Annotated in this window: 13 protein-coding genes; 8 read left to right on the plus strand and 5 right to left on the minus strand. The window is 39.7% G+C overall.

All coding sequences use genetic code 11. From position 1 onward, the window contains the following. Positions 1-178 precede the first annotated feature (178 nt). Together P20311_RS11245 and P20311_RS11250 are read left to right on the plus strand one after the other, a co-directional pair. A complete protein-coding gene (locus P20311_RS11245) occupies positions 179-793 on the plus strand; it encodes a PQ-loop repeat-containing protein (RefSeq protein WP_008464980.1) in 615 nt (204 codons plus the stop codon). A gap of 65 nt (positions 794-858) precedes the next feature. After that, positions 859-1647, plus strand: coding sequence for a PhzF family phenazine biosynthesis protein (locus P20311_RS11250; protein WP_008112850.1), 789 nt, complete (start codon positions 859-861; stop codon positions 1645-1647). Between the two features lie 52 nt (positions 1648-1699). Here P20311_RS11250 and P20311_RS11255 read toward each other — a convergent pair whose 3' ends face one another. Then, positions 1700-4210, minus strand: coding sequence for a zinc-dependent metalloprotease (locus P20311_RS11255; protein ID WP_008112852.1), 2511 nt, complete (start codon positions 4208-4210; stop codon positions 1700-1702). Positions 4211-4501: 291 nt separating this feature from the next. On the opposite strand from P20311_RS11255, the gene P20311_RS11260 reads away from it, so the two are divergent. From P20311_RS11260 to P20311_RS11275, 4 genes are all read left to right on the plus strand, one after another. After that, complete coding sequence (locus P20311_RS11260) at positions 4502-5674, plus strand: efflux RND transporter periplasmic adaptor subunit (protein ID WP_008112854.1); 1173 nt, start codon at positions 4502-4504, stop codon at positions 5672-5674. A 14-nt stretch (positions 5675-5688) separates the two neighbouring features. Next, the gene (locus tag P20311_RS11265) at positions 5689-8820 is read left to right on the plus strand and encodes an efflux RND transporter permease subunit (RefSeq protein WP_008112855.1); all 3132 of its coding nucleotides are present in this window, start codon (positions 5689-5691) and stop codon (positions 8818-8820) included. A gap of 319 nt (positions 8821-9139) precedes the next feature. After that, positions 9140-9715, plus strand: coding sequence for a hypothetical protein (locus tag P20311_RS11270; RefSeq protein ID WP_008112858.1), 576 nt, complete (start codon positions 9140-9142; stop codon positions 9713-9715). A gap of 150 nt (positions 9716-9865) precedes the next feature. Further along, the gene (locus tag P20311_RS11275) at positions 9866-11938 is read left to right on the plus strand and encodes a S9 family peptidase (RefSeq protein ID WP_008112860.1); all 2073 of its coding nucleotides are present in this window, start codon (positions 9866-9868) and stop codon (positions 11936-11938) included. Positions 11939-12002: 64 nt separating this feature from the next. Here P20311_RS11275 and P20311_RS11280 read toward each other — a convergent pair whose 3' ends face one another. Continuing rightward, positions 12003-12476, minus strand: a complete 474-nt coding sequence (locus P20311_RS11280) for a Dps family protein (RefSeq protein ID WP_008112861.1) — start codon at positions 12474-12476, stop codon at positions 12003-12005. Positions 12477-12875: 399 nt separating this feature from the next. Here P20311_RS11280 and P20311_RS11285 point away from each other — a divergent pair, with 399 nt between their 5' ends. Further along, entirely contained in the window at positions 12876-13085 is a 210-nt protein-coding gene (locus P20311_RS11285; RefSeq protein ID WP_008112863.1) for a hypothetical protein, read from the plus strand. Here the strand turns inward: P20311_RS11285 and P20311_RS11290 are convergent. Both P20311_RS11290 and P20311_RS11295 read right to left on the minus strand, forming a co-directional pair. Next, positions 13082-13687 carry an alpha/beta hydrolase gene (locus tag P20311_RS11290; protein WP_008112864.1) on the minus strand — a complete coding sequence of 202 codons (606 nt, stop codon included), beginning with the start codon at positions 13685-13687 and terminating at the stop codon, positions 13082-13084. The two genes, P20311_RS11285 and P20311_RS11290, sit on opposite strands and share 4 nt — an antisense overlap. Positions 13688-13871: 184 nt before the next feature. Then, on the minus strand, positions 13872-14408 hold the full coding sequence (locus P20311_RS11295; RefSeq protein ID WP_008112865.1) for a YaeQ family protein: 537 nt from the start codon (positions 14406-14408) through the stop codon (positions 13872-13874). A gap of 304 nt (positions 14409-14712) precedes the next feature. Between P20311_RS11295 and P20311_RS11300 the strand changes: the two genes are divergently transcribed. Next, a complete protein-coding gene (locus P20311_RS11300; RefSeq protein ID WP_008112867.1) occupies positions 14713-15918 on the plus strand; it encodes a tyrosine-type recombinase/integrase in 1206 nt (401 codons plus the stop codon). Between the two features lie 6 nt (positions 15919-15924). On the opposite strand, the gene P20311_RS11305 is transcribed toward P20311_RS11300, so the two are convergent. Next, positions 15925-17229 carry a hypothetical protein gene (locus tag P20311_RS11305; RefSeq protein ID WP_008112868.1) on the minus strand — a complete coding sequence of 435 codons (1305 nt, stop codon included), beginning with the start codon at positions 17227-17229 and terminating at the stop codon, positions 15925-15927. Between the last annotated feature and the right edge of the window lie 91 nt (positions 17230-17320).

Here is a 17320-nt window from a genome sequence, read left to right on the forward strand (position 1 = left end):
GCAACGGTTTTTGTATACTCAAGTTGCCATCAAGGAAAACTAAAGTAAACGCGAGACTTGTTTAAAACCTAGCCAGCACTACAATGCGCGCTTAAAAATAAAACCTTTAAAAACAAATGTTTAAAAAATGTTTTATTTCTTCCTTTTATTAACAGTTATGTAACGAGCGAGGTCTACTTTGGCGTATTATTTGCCTATTTTGTCAGTGTTTATTTTGGTTTTTAGTTTTTTACCGTTACTTAATAAAATTATAAAAAACCGCAGTGTATCAGGTGTGTCACTGTTAATGATGACATTTGGTTTAGCGCAAAGTGTGTACTTTATAAGCTACAATCTTTACTTTTCTCGTTTTTACATTGCCTTGCCGTTTTTTGCGACAGGCTTTTTAAGCGGACTGATTTTATACTTTTTTGCTCGCTATAATGCAGTTAAGCGTCAAAAGCTGCAGCTACTTGGTATGCTTAGCTTTTCGTTATTACCCTTTTTGTTGCTGTTAAACTCCAACTTAGATACTGCCTCGGTGCTTAACGGATTAACCTATGTGGGTTTAATTATGAGTTCAGTACGGGTTATGCCACAAACTTTTAAAACACTGCGAACAGGGAATATTAGTAACCTTAGTGCGCGCTATTTTAGTTTGCAATTTATAGCAGGTATCTGTGGTTTGTTTGCTGAACTTGCTATGCCAGTGCAAAGTACTTCGCATATATTAATGTTTGTTATGATATTACTGACCAATGCCGTGCAGTTTGCATGTATGCAGTATTATCGAATGAGGCCTGTGTTGGCGTAAAATTAGAGTGACCGTTAGTTTCATTTGTGGCACTTTGAGTGACCAATAAATAAAAAGTGCCCACTATGAAATTAACTATCCATCAAATCGATGCGTTCAGCAGTGAACTGTTTAAAGGTAATTATGCTGCCGTGATCCTACTAGAGTCTTGGCTTAGTGATGATCTTATGCTGAATATAGCTTCGGAAAACAACGTGTCTGAAACCGCTTTTACTTGTCAGTCGGCAGATGGAAGCTTTGCGATACGTTGGTTTTCGCCGTTAATGGAAATTGATTTTTGCGGCCATGCTACATTGGCTGCGGCCTATGTGCTTTGTGAGCAACATAATATAACGCAGGTGCGCTTCAGCACAGAGGCGGTGGGCGAACTGATTGTTAATAAAAATAACGATGGCAGCTTTGCCATGACCTTTCCTAAACAAGCCCCTGAAGAGGTTCAGCTCATCCCTGATGCTTTATTAGCTGGCCTGTCTATACAACCTGTTAAAGTGCTGCAAAACCGCCAAGCTTATTTTGCTATTTATGATAATGAGCAGCAGGTTGTAGATCTGAAAACAACCAATGAACAACTAAAAAAATTAGCCCCATTAGATGTGGTTGCAACAGCACCGAGTGTTGAGTATGACTTTATTTCTCGTTATTTTTGGCCTGCCAGTGGTGGTGATGAAGACTTTGTGACCGGCTCAATTCATACCGGGCTTGCCCCTTATTGGGCAGAACAATTTGGCAAAAACTCTTTAATTGCTTATCAGGCCTCACAACGAGGCGGGAAGCTTTACTGTGAAGTGGGTGATACAACAGTAACTTTGACGGGTCATGCCGTAAGGTACCTAAAAGGTACTATTTACCTTTGAGTTAATGTAAAAAAGGCCACGTAAAACGTGGCCTTGGTTTACTCCGTGTTATTTACGCTTCTAGCGCTTTGCTAATTAAGCGATCGATATACTTTTTATGTGCTTTGGTTGCGGTGTCTGCACCCCATGCAACATCTTGATCGGCTATTTGAGTTAGCTGATATAGCGCAGCTGTTTTTGCTAAGTTATCGTATTTACTTGCTTTTTTTAAGCCTGCAATTGCAATAAGCTGATTTACGTATTCAATCTGTAAATTATGACTGATCGAATTAGCATTTTTACTATCAACAAAAATACTTGCAGTTAAATCCCCCATAAATTGCGTAAGGCTGTATTCATTACCATATAAAGCGGTATCTGAAATACGCAGTAACACAGCAGGATGCAGTAGTTGCGCTAATACACCTTTTTGCATGCCTAAAATCATTTTATGCGGTTTAGGGTCTTCGTTTTTACCGTAATGATTAAACCCACGACGCTGTTGCTGCATAAAGTTATACAAAGGCTGCATACTTTGCAGTACATTTGGAGCAAACACATACTCAGCTAAAATAGCCATTGCTTGAGTTTGACGCTCAAGTGGCACCGGTGTAAAAGGCTTGGCTGCATTTTCATCGCCCACTACGGCACGCTCTACATAAACCCCTCCAATTTGACGAGATACCACGCCTGCTTGTGCACGGTATTGGCCAAATAGGCTGTTAGCAGAAGTAACAAGCTGTTGGTAAGACTCGCCTTTTACTGTAGCTTTATCTTTAAGTTCTGAAAAGAGCGTATTGATCAGTGCCATTCTATCTGCCCCGTAAGCTGCAGGGTTAGACGACAAGTCACCTATCATCACGCGAGGGTCTATATGGCGCCCAGGAGCACGCATGTCGTCGGCATCATTACCAAAGGCAAGAGCATGTTCGCTTGAGCGAGCAAGTATTTTATCAAGACGAGCTTGTTCTGCTGCTTTATCTTTAAGTGCTGCGCTATAGCCGTAGTTTATTGCCCAATCATCGTATGGACCTGGTTTAGTTTGGAAAATATCGCCTTGAGTCACACCTGTTGGCGCTATATTTGCTGGCGCATAGTCCATTACTGAGCCGGTCACTATACCTTGGGTTTTACTTTTGTCGTGAACTTCTTTCTCATCCCACAAAATAGAAGATTTCATGTTGTGATTGAGACCTAGAGTATGCCCTACTTCATGTAAAACCAGCTGGGTTAAGCCTTGGCGTAACATTTCAGTATCTTCAATATCAGCGCCATTTGCTAAGCCTTTTGCAAGTATTAGGTTCTGTTGTAATTCATGACCTAAAGAGCAATTAAGCTCAGTGTTGCTTCCTGGTTGTGTATGGCTCATCGTGCCTTGAGTATAAAGCGTATCGTATATCCAGCGGTTTTTCATAAATACAAACTCAAGCATAATGTCTGAGCCTAATATTTCACCGGTTAGCGGGTTAGCTAATGCTGGTCCATATCCACCAAAAGGTGGCTTAGGCGATGAAGTCCAACGCAGTACATTATAGTTAATGTCACCGGCATCCCAATCGGCATCATCAGGCTGTATTTTCACTTCAAGTGCGTTTTTAAAGCCTGCTTTTTCAAATGAGCTATTCCAAGCAAGTACAGCGTCACGTACAGTATCTCGCCACTCAATAGGCGTGGTATTTTCTATCCACCAGGTAATTGGCTTTACTGGTTCTGAAAGTGCTGCGCTTGGATCTTTCTTTTGTAGATCCCAACGCTTAATTACATCTTGGTATGGTGCCCAGTCAGTTGATGTCATTTTATCAAACTGATTGGTGAAATAACCAATGCGTGCATCATCAAAGCGAGGTTGGTAGCTATTATCAGGTAAAGCTACAAATGAGTGCTGTACTTTTACTGACACACTTCGTGGATCGCTTATCGCACCTGACCCTCGAACGGTTGGGCTGCTATTGGTAAAAACATAATCAACAACCACATCTAGGTTATTAGGGTAAGGACGCTGTTTGATGATGCGTGATTTTTTATCATCTAACTTACCTACTTTAAAACGCTTTTTAGCATTTTTATCATTCGGGTTAGGTGTTGGTGATACTTTATGCAGCGCTTCACTTAAAAATAGCTTGTTAACATTAAAGGCTATTTTATCCTCTTCTTGTTTTTCTATTTTTATACTTGCAAGTACCGCTTCGCTAATGTTTGCCTCACTGGCTTTAGCTAGCGCGCTATTTTCATTAAATAAATAGCGTGGGGTTTTGCTAATAATATCGATGCGATCAAAGTATTTTCTAAATTCAATTAACTTGGTTTCACGGTACGCGCCACGAAAATGACCCGCATCAGTCGCGCCGTCAATGGTATGTGCGAAGTAAACAAAAGGGGTATCGAGCTGCGACTCGTTAATGACCATTAGGTGGTCGCCGGTTTTTTCATCTTGGTAAAGATTAAAAATGCCGGCAAATTCGGTTTGACCTTTAATCATTTCACTTAATGTTTGTGGCTTTTTTTCTTCTTTTTTTTCTGCAGCAACAGCATAGCTGCTGCCAAGCGCTATACTAAGCGCCAAAGTAAGTGTGGTTAATTTCATAGTTTGTCTTTTGTAGTTGTTAATGTAATTTTACTGTACGTAATATCATGCTGTTTCGCACAGTATCGTTACTAAATACTAACAAAAAGTGATTAGCTTTATGATTTATAATGGTAAAAATTTGTAACAAACCATTTTACTACACTTAACGAGCTTTAATTTAAGCATTTAATAGAAGCTGAAGAAGCATAAAAAATGCTTTTTTTGTAACAGTTGCTTACAAATGTCACGTTAATGTTTCAACAAGCTTTGGTATTATGATGCTAATAGAAATTTGGGAGTAATAAATAAATGCAAGGTAATGTACTTAGATGGGTTTTTCCATTCGTAGCTCTGGCATTAGGTGTGGTTGGTTTTTTTGCAATTAATGCGATTGCAAAAGAGTCAGATAAAAAACAAGTCATAGACACTCGTCCAACTGTACAGGTTGAAGCTGTTGCTGCTAACGATCATCAAGTCATCATTAATAGCTATGGTGAAATGCAGCCGCTAGAAAACACTCAGCTCTCAGCACAAGTGTCAGGTGAAGTAATTAGCTGGCATCCAAATTTTGTAGCAGGTGGGGTCGTGGGTCGCGGCGAAATCCTTTTTACAATTGAAAAAGATAACTACGAAGCAGCAGTGCTGCAAGCCGAGGCCGAATTAGCCCGCGCTCAAGCTACGCTTATAGAAGAGCAGGCTCAGGCTCAAGTAGCTGAAGATGAAGCAAAACGTTTTCCTAATAAAGCACGCACTGACTTATTTTTACGCAAACCACAAGTATTGAGTGCACAGGCTTCGGTTAAGTCAGCACAAGCTGCATTAAAACGAGCGCAGCGTGACTTAGATAATTGTGAAGTGAGCGCGCCTTATGATGCATTAGTGGTGAGTCGCAACGTAGGTGTAGGTCAGTTTGTCAGCATGGGCGCTCAAGTGGCTGAGCTTAATAATATTGAAACAGGTGAAGTGATTATTCCTATTGCTGGTTTTGACAGTGTGTTTTTACCTGATCGCGTTAAAGGGGTAACCGCAACGGTTATTAAAACAGGGTTAAATGGGTTTACTCGCCAAGCCGTGATAGACCGCGATTTAGGGATTGTAGATAACGCCACTCGTATGAGCAGCCTAGTGGTTAGAATTGAAGACCCTTATGGACTTGTAAATCAGCAGCCTGCAATTAAGTTTGGTACTTATGTACAAGTAAATTTTGCCGGTACTATGCTCAATAATATCTATCGTTTACCACAAGAGCTCGTAAATAACCAAACCGTGTGGATAGTTAATGATGAGCAGCAGTTAGAACCACGTAAGGTAAAAGTAATTCGCGAAGAAGGTGAGTACTTCTATATTAGTGATGGTTTAGAGGCAGACGATCAGCTTGTTGTTACTTTACCTGAATACCCACAAAAAGGGATGGCGGTAAAAATAGCAGGGCTTACTGAATCAGAAGATGCTGCAGAGCGCACATCAACAGAAAAACTATAAAGGTAGCATGAGTTATGAATAGCACAGAACTACCCAATACAACCAAACAAACAGGGTTAATTGCCTATTTTGCTAACAACTCTGTAGCTGCTAATTTGATGATGTTTTTTATCATTGTAATGGGGATTATTAGCTACTTTACGATTCAGCGACAAATGTTCCCCAATATAGAAGTTAACTATATTACGGTGAATGCAAACTACCCAGGGGCATCGCCTCAAGAAATTGAAGAAAGTATCTTAATAAAAGTTGAAGAGTCGTTAAAAGATATTACCGAAATTAAAAAAGGGGTGTATCGCGCTTTTCGTAATGGGGGGTCTGCCAGCCTTGAAATTAATACTGACGCAGAGCTTACCGACGTTCTCGATAAGGTAAAACTGCGAGTAGATGGTATCGCGACTTTTCCTGCAGGAATGGAGCCGGTTACCATTAGCCAAATAGAGTTTCGCCAAGATGTAATTGGTATGACGCTTGTTGCCGACCTACCGCTAAATGAACTTAAGCCAATCGCAAATCAGGTTGAAGATGAATTATTGCAGTTATCGAATGTATCTTTAGTGGTAAATGATGTGCCACTGGATGAAATTGCCATAGAAATAGAGCCCGACACACTTCGCCAATATAATTTAACTTTATCGGATGTAGCAAATGCGGTACGTCGCTATTCGGCTAATTTTTCAGCCGGACAATTAAAAACGGATGCTGGTGTTATTTCGGTTCGAGTAGAAAATCAGTTTTATTCTGGTGAAGAGTTTAGGCAAATTCCGGTAAAAATTGGCGCCAATGGTGCCAAAGTGTTGCTACAAGATATTGCTATAATCAAAGATCAGTTCGTTGAAGGTGAACGTTACTTTAAATTTAATGGCGAAAACGCGGTTTATTTATCGGTAAAAGCCACCGAAGATCAAAACATTATTCCGGTGGCCGATTCGGTTAAAGCGTATATTGATCAAAAAAATAAAGAGCTGCCATTGGGTGTGCGTTTAGAGCCATTAATGGACATGACATACTACCTTAATGCACGCTTAGATATGATGAAAGCTAATTTGCTGCAAGGGGCTATTTTAGTTGCCATTATGCTTTCATTATTTTTACGTTTTAAGCTGGCACTGTGGGTAATGATTGGTTTGCCGGTATGTTTTTTAGGGGCGATGATGTTGATGCCATTATTTGGCATCACGATTAATATTGTGTCTTTGTTTGCCTTTATTATGGTACTGGGAATTGTGGTGGACGATGCCATAGTCATAGGTGAAAGTGCCTACACCGAAATAGAGAAAAAAGGCGGCGGTGTTGTCAATGTAGTGAATGGCGCAAAACGAGTTGCCACCCCGGCGACCTTCGGAGTACTCACAACCATTGCGGTATTTGCGCCATTTACACTTTCAAGTGGACCTGAAAGTGCCTTCTTTTATGGTATTTCAGTGGTAGTTATTTTATGTTTAATATTTAGCTTAATAGAATCTAAGCTAATACTACCAGCGCATATTGCGCATACTCACTTTTCACCTATAAACCCTAATGGCTGGCGGGCACGTTTTAATAAGCGCTTTTTTGGCTTTGTAAATGGGCCTTATAGGCAGTTTATTATTAATTGTATCAAATGGCGCTGGACGGTGTTATTTAGCTTTATTGCGCTGTTAATTTTTACTTTTGCGTTAATCTCGTCTAATCAGGTAAGAATGATCCCGTCACCTAAAGTGCCGCATGACTTCCCGCAAATTAATGTTGAAATGAATGATAATGTATCAGACATCCAAACCATTAACGCGATACGCCAAATAGAAGCTATGGTACTTGAGGTTGATAAACAAACAGCGCGTGAAGATGGCCATAAAATGGTGCGTGATGTATTGGTATTTAACCAAGGTCGAACCGAAGCGCAAATTTTAGCGCCATTGGTTGACGAAGATTTACGTCCATATAATGCCTTTGAGCTGTCGCGCCGCTGGCGTGAAGCGATGCCTAATATCGCGGGGGTTAAGTCGTTAACTATACAAGATGATGTTGGCGGTGGAGGTGGCGGCGGTAACGGTGAATTTGGTTACCTATTGTTTGGCTCTGATATAGATACCCTCAATGAAGCCGGGCGTCGCTTTATTCAACTATTGCAGCAGCAAGAAGGCTTATTTGATATCAGTTCAACGATTGATCCTGCTAGCAAAGAAGTACAAATGAGCTTAAAGCCAGTTGCCTATGACCTAGGATTAGACTTGGCATCAATTGCTAACCAGGTGGGGGCAAGCTTTTACGGTGGCGAAGCACAGCGCGTTATTCGCCGCGGTGAAGAAGTGCGAGTGATGGTGCGTTATCCTAAGCTTACGCGTGAAGCGTTCTCGTCACTTAAACATGCAGTTGTTACTACGCCACAAGGTCGAGAAGTGTTGTTGGGCGATGTGGTTGAACTAACAGAAACACCGGGTATCAGTTATATTCGTCGTGAAGGTGGTTATCGTACTGTGTATGTTTACGGCAATATAGATGAAGAAGTAATTGAGCCGGGTGAAGTGGTTAAGCAAGTAAAAGAAAACCTATTGCCACAACTACAAGATGAATACCCCAGTGTTAAGTCAGAACTAGGTGGTGCCATTGAGGAGCAGCAAGCGCAAGCTAATGAGCAATTGCTATTTTTTGCTGGCGGGATGATTTTGGTTTACATTTTGTTGGCAGTGCCACTAAAAAGTTACTCGCAGCCTTTAATTGTAATGTCGGTTATTCCATTTAGTTTAACGGGTGCAATATGGGGGCATTTTTGGTTTGGCTTAGATATTAGCTTAATGTCGGGCTTTGGTTTAATTGCTGCTGCAGGGGTTGTTATTAATGACTCATTAGTAATGACTGATTTTATTAATCAGGCGCGTCGCGCGGGTATTAGTATAAAAGATGCCGTTATTGAGGCTGGCTGCGCCCGCTTTAGACCCATACTACTTACCTCAATAACTACCTTTGCTGGCGTATTACCGATTATGTTTGAAACCAGTTTACAAGCTAAATTTGTAATACCGATGGCGGTAGCACTTGGTTTTGCGGTTATGTTTGCAACGCTGATCACCCTTATTTTGGTGCCGTGCCTGTACATTATTTTAACTGACATAGGGGCGCTGTTTAAACGCCCATTTACAAGTAAAAAGGTGAGTGTGAGTTAGTATTATATATCACCCTGCCCCGTCCTAAATGTGTAAACACATGTCAGGACAAGGCATCCAGCTGAATAAAAAAGCCAACCGTTAAAGCGGTTGGCTTTTTTGTGTTATTTTTATGAATGTAAACTTAAGTGCTGCTTTTAAATTCTGGTTACATTCTTTTGTTTGATTATTGCAACATTGCGAATTACAATCAGTCGGTATTGGTATTACACAATGGTTTTTAACCTAATACTTTAGTTAATGCATATTAGCCTTCGAGCTAGTTTGCCTGTTGTAAGCCATATGATATGGGCGACGTTTGACTCTTTAAGGTGTTGCAGTGTTTATACATTCATCATTAACGTGTGGAGAATGGTTAACTATTGGTTGTCTTGGGCTCGATCAGTATAGCCAGCTATTTGTTGGTGATACGGTTAGTGTGAGCTTTTACGATGAGCATGGTGAATTATCTCAGCTAGCGTTTGAATATGAAATACTCTCCCCAGAGCAGGGTGAACCCCATGCTTGGAGCTTGCTGGTGGTTGAGCATATTAATATGCATATTCCGCTGGTGTGCGCTGGCAGAATGACAGAGCAAGGATTAGTAGTCGCTTATAGGCATAATAAAATATTTGCACTTGAAAGTAGTGGTATTTGTAGCGCGGTGGTTCATTTTAATCGCGCTGAAAAAAATAAAAAATTAATTGCTGTAAGTAGCCTTGGATACGATGCAATTTATCCTCAAAATGGCGATATGTATAGTGCAGGCACCAAAGTACTACAGCCTAAAACGGGGCATATATACCAGTGTAAGGCATGGCCATTTAGCGAGTTTTGCCGTGTAGATGAGCATAACACTATGTTTGAGCCAGGCGTTGGTGAAAGCTGGGCGATGGCTTGGCAGCAAATACAGTAAATCAACTTCCCTTAGGTATAACGACAACAATAAAATTCACGTAGTTTTTAGTTATCGAATTTATACCGCTTTAGCCCACTCAACTATGAGTGGGCTTTTTTATTTTTATGATAAACTGGCCGCCATTGTTATTTTTTAAGCGGTTTTTTTGTGTATTCTTCTGATTATTCTTTAAGCTTATTGCCTAATTTTCCTATTGCTAAAAAGCAACCTCATGCGCTTACTACTCACGCAAAAACACGCAGTGATGATTATTATTGGATGCGTGATGATGAACGACAAAATGCCGAAATACTCGCGCATTTAGCACAAGAAAACGCCTATTGTGATGAGCAATTAGCCGCCATTAAGCCATTACAAAATACACTATTTGAGGAGCTTAAGGGGCGTATTGTAAAAGACGACAACACCGTACCGGTCAAAGATGGCCAGTATTGGTATCACTCAGAGGTTCGCGGAGATGATGAATATGCACGCCATTATCGCAGTAGCAGTATGGCAATGGCTAATAAAGCGTTACTACTTGATGTGAATGAACTTGCCAACGGCTATGAGTTTTATGAGCTAGGGGAAGTGGCGCTGAGTCCCAATGAGCAATTAATGGCATATTCTGAAGATACTGACGGCAGACGTATTTACACAGTTCGATTTAAAGATTTAAGCAGCAATAAAATGCTCGACGATGTACTCGAGATTACCGAGGGGCAAGTTGTTTGGGCGAACGACAATAAAACCGTATTTTATGTAAAAAAGGATTTAAAAACCTTATTAGGTTATCAAGTTTTTAGACATGAGCTAGGGACTGAGCAACACCAAGATGTGTTGGTATACGAAGAGCAAGACAGTAGCTTTTTTATGGGCTTAGGTAAAAGTCGTGATGAAAGCTTAATTATAATCGATTTAGCAAGCACAGAAACTAACGACATGTGGATACTTGATGCCAATCAGCCCCATGGCGAATTTACTGCTTTAATGCCGCGTGAAGAGGGGCATGAATTTGATATCGATAAGCTTGGTGATACTTTTTATATAGTAACTAACTGGCAGGCTAAAAACTTTAGATTAATGACCGCAACAAGCAATACCATTGCTGATAAAAGTCAGTGGCAAACACATACCCCTCATCGTGAAAATGTATTATTAGAAGGTGTTGAATTATTTAACGACTTTTTAGTGCTTAGCGAGCGCGAACAAGGCCAAGCCCGCTTTGTTGTGGTTAATAAAAACGCTGAGCGAATGAACCTTGAGTTTGATGATCCTTGCTATTACGCTGCTATTGCGATGAACCCAGAGCCAAATGTAGCTCATGCGCGCATTTACTATTCAAGCTTAACAACGCCAGGCTCGCTCTATAATGTTGATTTAACCACAGGCGAAAAAACCTTACTTAAACAACAAAAAGTACTCGGTGATTTTAACGCAGGAGACTATCAGTCAGAGCGACTTATGATAAGCGCTCGAGATGGGGTAAAAGTACCGGTATCCTTGGTTTATCGTAAAGATAGTTTTAAACAAGATGGTTCAAACCCACTGTTTCAATATGGTTATGGCGCGTATGGGATCACCATAGATCCAAGCTTTTCGAGTACGTCACTTAGCTTACTCGACCGTGGCTTTGTTTATGCGATTGCGCATGTGCGTGGTAGTGAAATGCTAGGGCGTTCATGGTACGAACATGGTAAAAAACAGCATAAACAAAATAGCTTTAATGACTTTATAGATGTAACCAAAGCGCTCACTGAGCAAGGATACGGCAACAAAAGTAAAGTGTTTGCCTCTGGTGGCAGTGCTGGGGGGTTATTAATTGGAGCTGTGGTAAATCAAGCGCCTGAGCTTTACTGTGGAGTGGGTTGCCATGTGCCATTTTTAGATGTGCTTACCACTATGTTGGATGAAAGCATACCGCTTACAACAAATGAGTATGATGAATGGGGTAATCCAAATGACCCTCATTTTTACGAGATTATTGAAGCGTATTCACCGTACGACAATATTAGTGCGCAACACTACCCCAATATATTGGTGACGACCGGCTTGCACGACTCACAAGTACAGTATTGGGAACCAATGAAATGGGTGGCTAAAATGCGTGAATATAAAACCGATGATAATATTTTAGTGTTTAAAACCGACATGGATGCAGGGCATGGTGGGGCATCGGGTCGCTTTAAGAGCTTAGAAGAAAAAGCGCTAGAAATGGCCTTTTTTATCGCTTTGTCATAGCCAGTATATGATTATCACAAAAAAGCCTCAGTCATAACTGAGGCTTTCTATTTTTTAAAATAACTTAATCTAGGTAGGCTTTTAACATCCACACTAGTTTTTCTTGCTCTTTAATGTAGTCACTCATTAATGACGCGGTACCTTCATCATCAGCTTCAGCGGCTTGTGCAAGAATATCGCGCTGCATTTTAATTAAGCTGCTGTATCCGGCAAGTAAGTTCTCTACTGCGGTTACGCCATCGCTGATCCCTTTTGCTTCTTTAATTTCACTTACTTCTAAGTAATCTGAAAACGCATGTAGCGGTGCACCATCAAGCGTTAAAATACGTTCTGCGATTTCATCTACTTTTAATAGTAGTAAGTTATAAATTTCTTCAAACTTTAAATGTAATTCAAAAAAGTTTCGGCCTTTAATATTCCAGTGAAAACCGCGCGCATTCATATATTGAATTTGATAGCTGCTTAAAAGCGTATTCAGTGACTTAATAATATCTTCACTTTTTGTACTGTTTAAACCAATTGCATTTACTTGCGACATACCTTGCTCCTTAAATAACCGTTTTTATGAATTTTCACATATTGCTCAGTAAAATAAGTATTGCTCATAATCGTCTATGAATAAAATCGTTTATACATATTGATGCCATAGCTAAAAGCTATCAGCGTATCTGTGGTTTTATAAATGAATTAACTAACGCTGTTCAATAGATATGGGTTGTGTTTATAAAAATACTACCTTGAGCAGCGAAATTGTTTATTTTGTGAGTACAAAATATGATCTAAAACAAGCTTTTGAAAGGCGCAGCGCACACTTATTTTATTTATTGATGTAGGTCAAAAAACGCGCACAAGTAAAGCGCATAATCAATATAACCCAACTTGATAGAGAGTACTTTATTAAGTTAAGGGGCTACTTGATTAGATGCGGAGAGAAATAATGGAAGCTAAAACACGTAAAGAGAATAAAGCTGAACTCATCGTTATTGGTATTGCTTTGGTCGCGTTTGTTGTTGGATTAGTTGCGCACTTAGCGGGTGCGAGTTTTGCAAACTCTGATACCTTTGGTTATATCGCTGCACCCATGCCGCTGGTGTTAGGTATTATATTTTTGATCAGCTATAAAGTGGCCGCTGCAGCTGAGGACTAAATGTCCTCGTTCAAGCGCTCAAGAATATAATTAACGACTTGGCGAGAGTAAATCATACTGGTATGGCTTAAATGAAACACCTTGTGTTCAGCCATACCTTTAAGTTTGGTTTCATCTAGTAGTACGGTGCCATCAGAGCGGCTACCTTTAACAATGAGTGGCATTAAACCAATCGGTAAGTCGCCGGCAATACTGTATAGCTTGGCTTTAAAAGGCCAATCACCATTTTTAGACAGTAAAAACTCAACGCTATTTTTTAATAATAGCTCAAACCCTTTTTGTTGCATTTTCTCAGCAATATGGCTGCCAGTGTGTGGCGTACCTAAGGTGATCACCTTTTCAACATGATGACTTGGTGCTGAGTTTGCCTCTAAATAGGCGCGAGCAACTAAGCCTCCCATAGAGTGGCAGACTAAAGCGGATGGTTCACCACCAATAAACTCATCTATTTGCGCAAAAATAGCATCTCGATTAGGGTCACGGGTGTTGTAGGTTAGATTTAAAACCTTAACCCCAGACTCTTCCAAGCGTGAGCACAGCGGGCGCATTACCAAGCCAGACATATACAAGCCATGTAAAACAATCACGTGTTTAACTTTCATACGCCCCCTAATACCAATTTTATTAAAAACATGATCATTCTAGCGTATTAAATAATCCGCTACCTACGTTAAAAATTATTTATATAGAGCAACTATATGTCATCATTTTTGCCTTGTTATCGACTTATTTCTTTGTCGCTATAATAGATAACTAATTTAATGCAATTGGTATAACCTATTCTAATTACATTAATTGCTGAGGTTTTATCTCAATGTTAGTGGTGTCGGTATTAACCCAAACTTCACCATCTTGAATGGTAATAGCCAATTTAATATTACGATCAACCAACGCAGCTAATAACTGAGTAGCAGCATAATCAAGGCTAAAAATGCTTAAGTTTTTAAACTCGTACAATTTAGGCTGATGCTTTTGCCACCAAATAGCTTGGTTATTCTCGCCATAGGTATATAAAACTACTTTTTTAGCTTTATTACAGGCTTTTTTGAGGCGTTTTTCATCAGGTAGCCCCAGCTCAATCCACAGCTCTATCTCTTCGCTGTAATTGACATGCCAAAGCTCCGGCTCATCATCAGCACATAAACCTTTAGTAAACTCTAATCCATCACAGCTATTAAGTGCAAACGCTAGTAAGCGAATCATCAAGCGCTGCTCAGTTTCTGATGGGTGTTGTGCCAAGGTTAAATTAAAGTCTTGGTATACGTGACGGTCCATATCGCTAAGCGATAGTTGCGCTTTAATAATGGTAGATTTAAGAGCCATAATATCTAATCTGAAAAAATTTGCGCCAGTATAGCGCAATTAAATGAATTGCCAGTTAAAATAGCTACAAATTATATGTTAGGAGTTAAAAATGGCTATCCAGTGGTTCCCTGGGCGCTTGTATTAACTTCCGCGCCGCTCCGTAGTGTTACTTAAACTCCATAAAAAACATGTGTTTAATCTGTTTTTATTCCGTATTTGTCCAGTCTAATCTTGTTGCTTCTACTATTTTTAGTACCCACGTTAGTACCCATGAGATTATGTTTTATATATACTAGTCTTAATCATCATTATGGAGCTTATTATGGCTAGGCCTGTAGTTCGTCTAACGGATAAGAAAATAAAATCAATTACTAGTACAGGCAAAGAACAAACGCTTTCTGACGGTGGCGGTCTTCAACTGCGTGTTTTACCTAGTGGTACTAAATCTTGGCAATTTAAGTTTAAAGATCCAATAAGTGATAAATTTAATAAATTACCCCTTGGGCTTTATCCAGCACTATCGCTTGCTAACGCACGTACTAAAGCTATTGAGTATCAAGAACTACTAGCGCAAGGTATTAACCCAAAGGCATATGAGCTTGCAAAAAAGCGAACAGAGAGCCGAAAAGCTGCGAATACTTTTTTAGCTGCTGCAGAGCTTTGGTTTGAACGAAAACAGCCTACTGTGACCGCTCATCACGCAGCTAGGGAATGGCGAACACTTGAGATGTATATTTTCCCCAAGTTGAAAGACACGCCTTTAGAAAGCATTACAGCGATTGATACCATTGAAATTCTCAGGCCACTTGAGGCTGACGCTAAGCACTCCACAATTAAGCGTATTTGCCAAAGCTTAAACCAGATCATGGATTACTCGGTAAATCATGGCTTTATCAATGCCAATCCACTAGCAAAAATTATAAAAGTATTTACTAAAAACACGGTTGAGCACATGGCTACAATAAGGCCTGAAGAGCTACCTGATTTTTTAACGGCTGTGAATAACTCTCAAACCATTCAGGACAAAACCAAGCTTTTAATTTTGTGGCAGTTGCACACAATGACTCGTTCAAAGGAAGCCGCAGGCACTAAGTGGGCAGACATTAATGTTGAAGAGGCTGTTTGGGTGATTCCTGCTGAAGAAATGAAGCGTAGAAGGGCTCACAGAGTGCCTTTAACGCCTGCTACCTTGGCAATACTTGAACAAATGAAACCATTGAGCGGTCACCATGAATATGTATTCCCGAGTGAGCGTAATGAAAAGGGCCATGCAAGCACTTATACGGTCAATGCCGCGATTAAACGCAGTTTGGGTTACAAAGATAAGCTGGTGGCTCATGGCTTGCGCTCAGTTGCATCTACAGCTCTTCATGAGGAAGGTTACGACAGCCTTTTGGTCGAAGCCTGCCTAGCCCACGCAGATGAAAACGAAACAAGAGCGGCATATAACCGCTCTGATTATTTAGAGCAACGCAGGCCAATAATGGCTTGGTGGAGTGATCTGATTGAGCAGGCTAATTCAAAGTAATAGGAGCTAATCAAGCATTGTTTTAACTAGTTCATTGAGGGCTTTTTTTTCAGTGGTATTTTGATCTTTAGCGTAGTTGGTTAGCTTTTTTTGGTTTGCTTTGGTTAAGCCTAACGGGCTACTACTTTTTTGACGAAACATTTTCTGTTTATGTGCGTTGTATAATGATGTGTTTAGTTCAGCTGTTGTTGGGAGCTTATCCTCATATTTGTTAATAAAACGACCAACTTTATTGCTGGAACCTATTATAGGGCTTGTTGTTTTAAATTTTTGATATTTAAAGTCTACTTCAGGCCAGTTGCGAATATGTACTTCACCTTTACGCTTGAGGCTAACCATAAAGAGATATTTTAGTCTGGATCGAAAAATATATGATGGCTCAATAGTTTCGTATGGGTAATAGGTATCGGTGTAAATGATACAAGGCATATATGCATCATTGATGGACTTGAATTCATTAAGCTCAACTAGTTCAATGTCTGACGGTTTGAAGAGGTCCATAGTGTTGGGGGTGGCGTTTTCTGTTTCATTACTATTTTTAGTTATAGTTTCATTACCATAATAGTTTAAATCGATTTGAACATCCAAACTTTTAGTTGTAATGATATGATCGAATATTGGGACTTTAATTGCTTCTATAAATCTCCCTTTTAAGTGCTTCCAATTACTTATCAAGGCAATAACAGACCAATAAATTGTCTCATTATCAATTGGTTTAATGAATTGGAAAGCTATTTTTTCCTCTGCCGCCTCATCTATTTTTTCTGTTAGATAACGCCAAATCCAGCTACATGTTTCTTCATCTTTTATATCTAACCAGGGAAGTAGGCTTTTACCTGTTACAAACTGTGAATAGTCTCGTTTCATCGTCAGTAAATAGTCTTGTTTAACTCCTTCATTGCAAAGTGAGGCATCAAAAATTCTAATGATTAGAGGGTAAATCTCTTTAACGTTACAAGCAAAATCTCGAAAGTACTTATTTGGGGGGGCGTAGTAATAGCGTTTAGGAGGGTTAAATTTCAAGTAAAAAAATACCCAGCATAACTGTTTTGGCTCACTATCTGACAGCCAATTGAAACTCTCAATAGGTAGAATATTTGCAAAGTAACTCTTCATTAACTTTCTCAATTCATACTTGAGACGCCACCCTGTTTCATTAATGGATTCATTTTCCCAACACTGAATAATATAGCGAGCTTCTTTAATGTTTTTAGGAAGTTGATTTACCTGAAACAACTCAGTGTGATGAATATATTTAACTAACCACAAGAGCGATCTTTCATCATTTTTGAATGTGTCTAGCCATGACATTTTTGTAATTCCTTATTAAGTGAAGTTCATTTATAGCATAACTAAAGCATAATTTATAAGTGATTTATTCATAAAAAAATCAAACTATATA

Source organism: Pseudoalteromonas sp. BSi20311 (assembly GCF_000239875.1).
GTDB lineage: Bacteria > Pseudomonadota > Gammaproteobacteria > Enterobacterales > Alteromonadaceae > Pseudoalteromonas.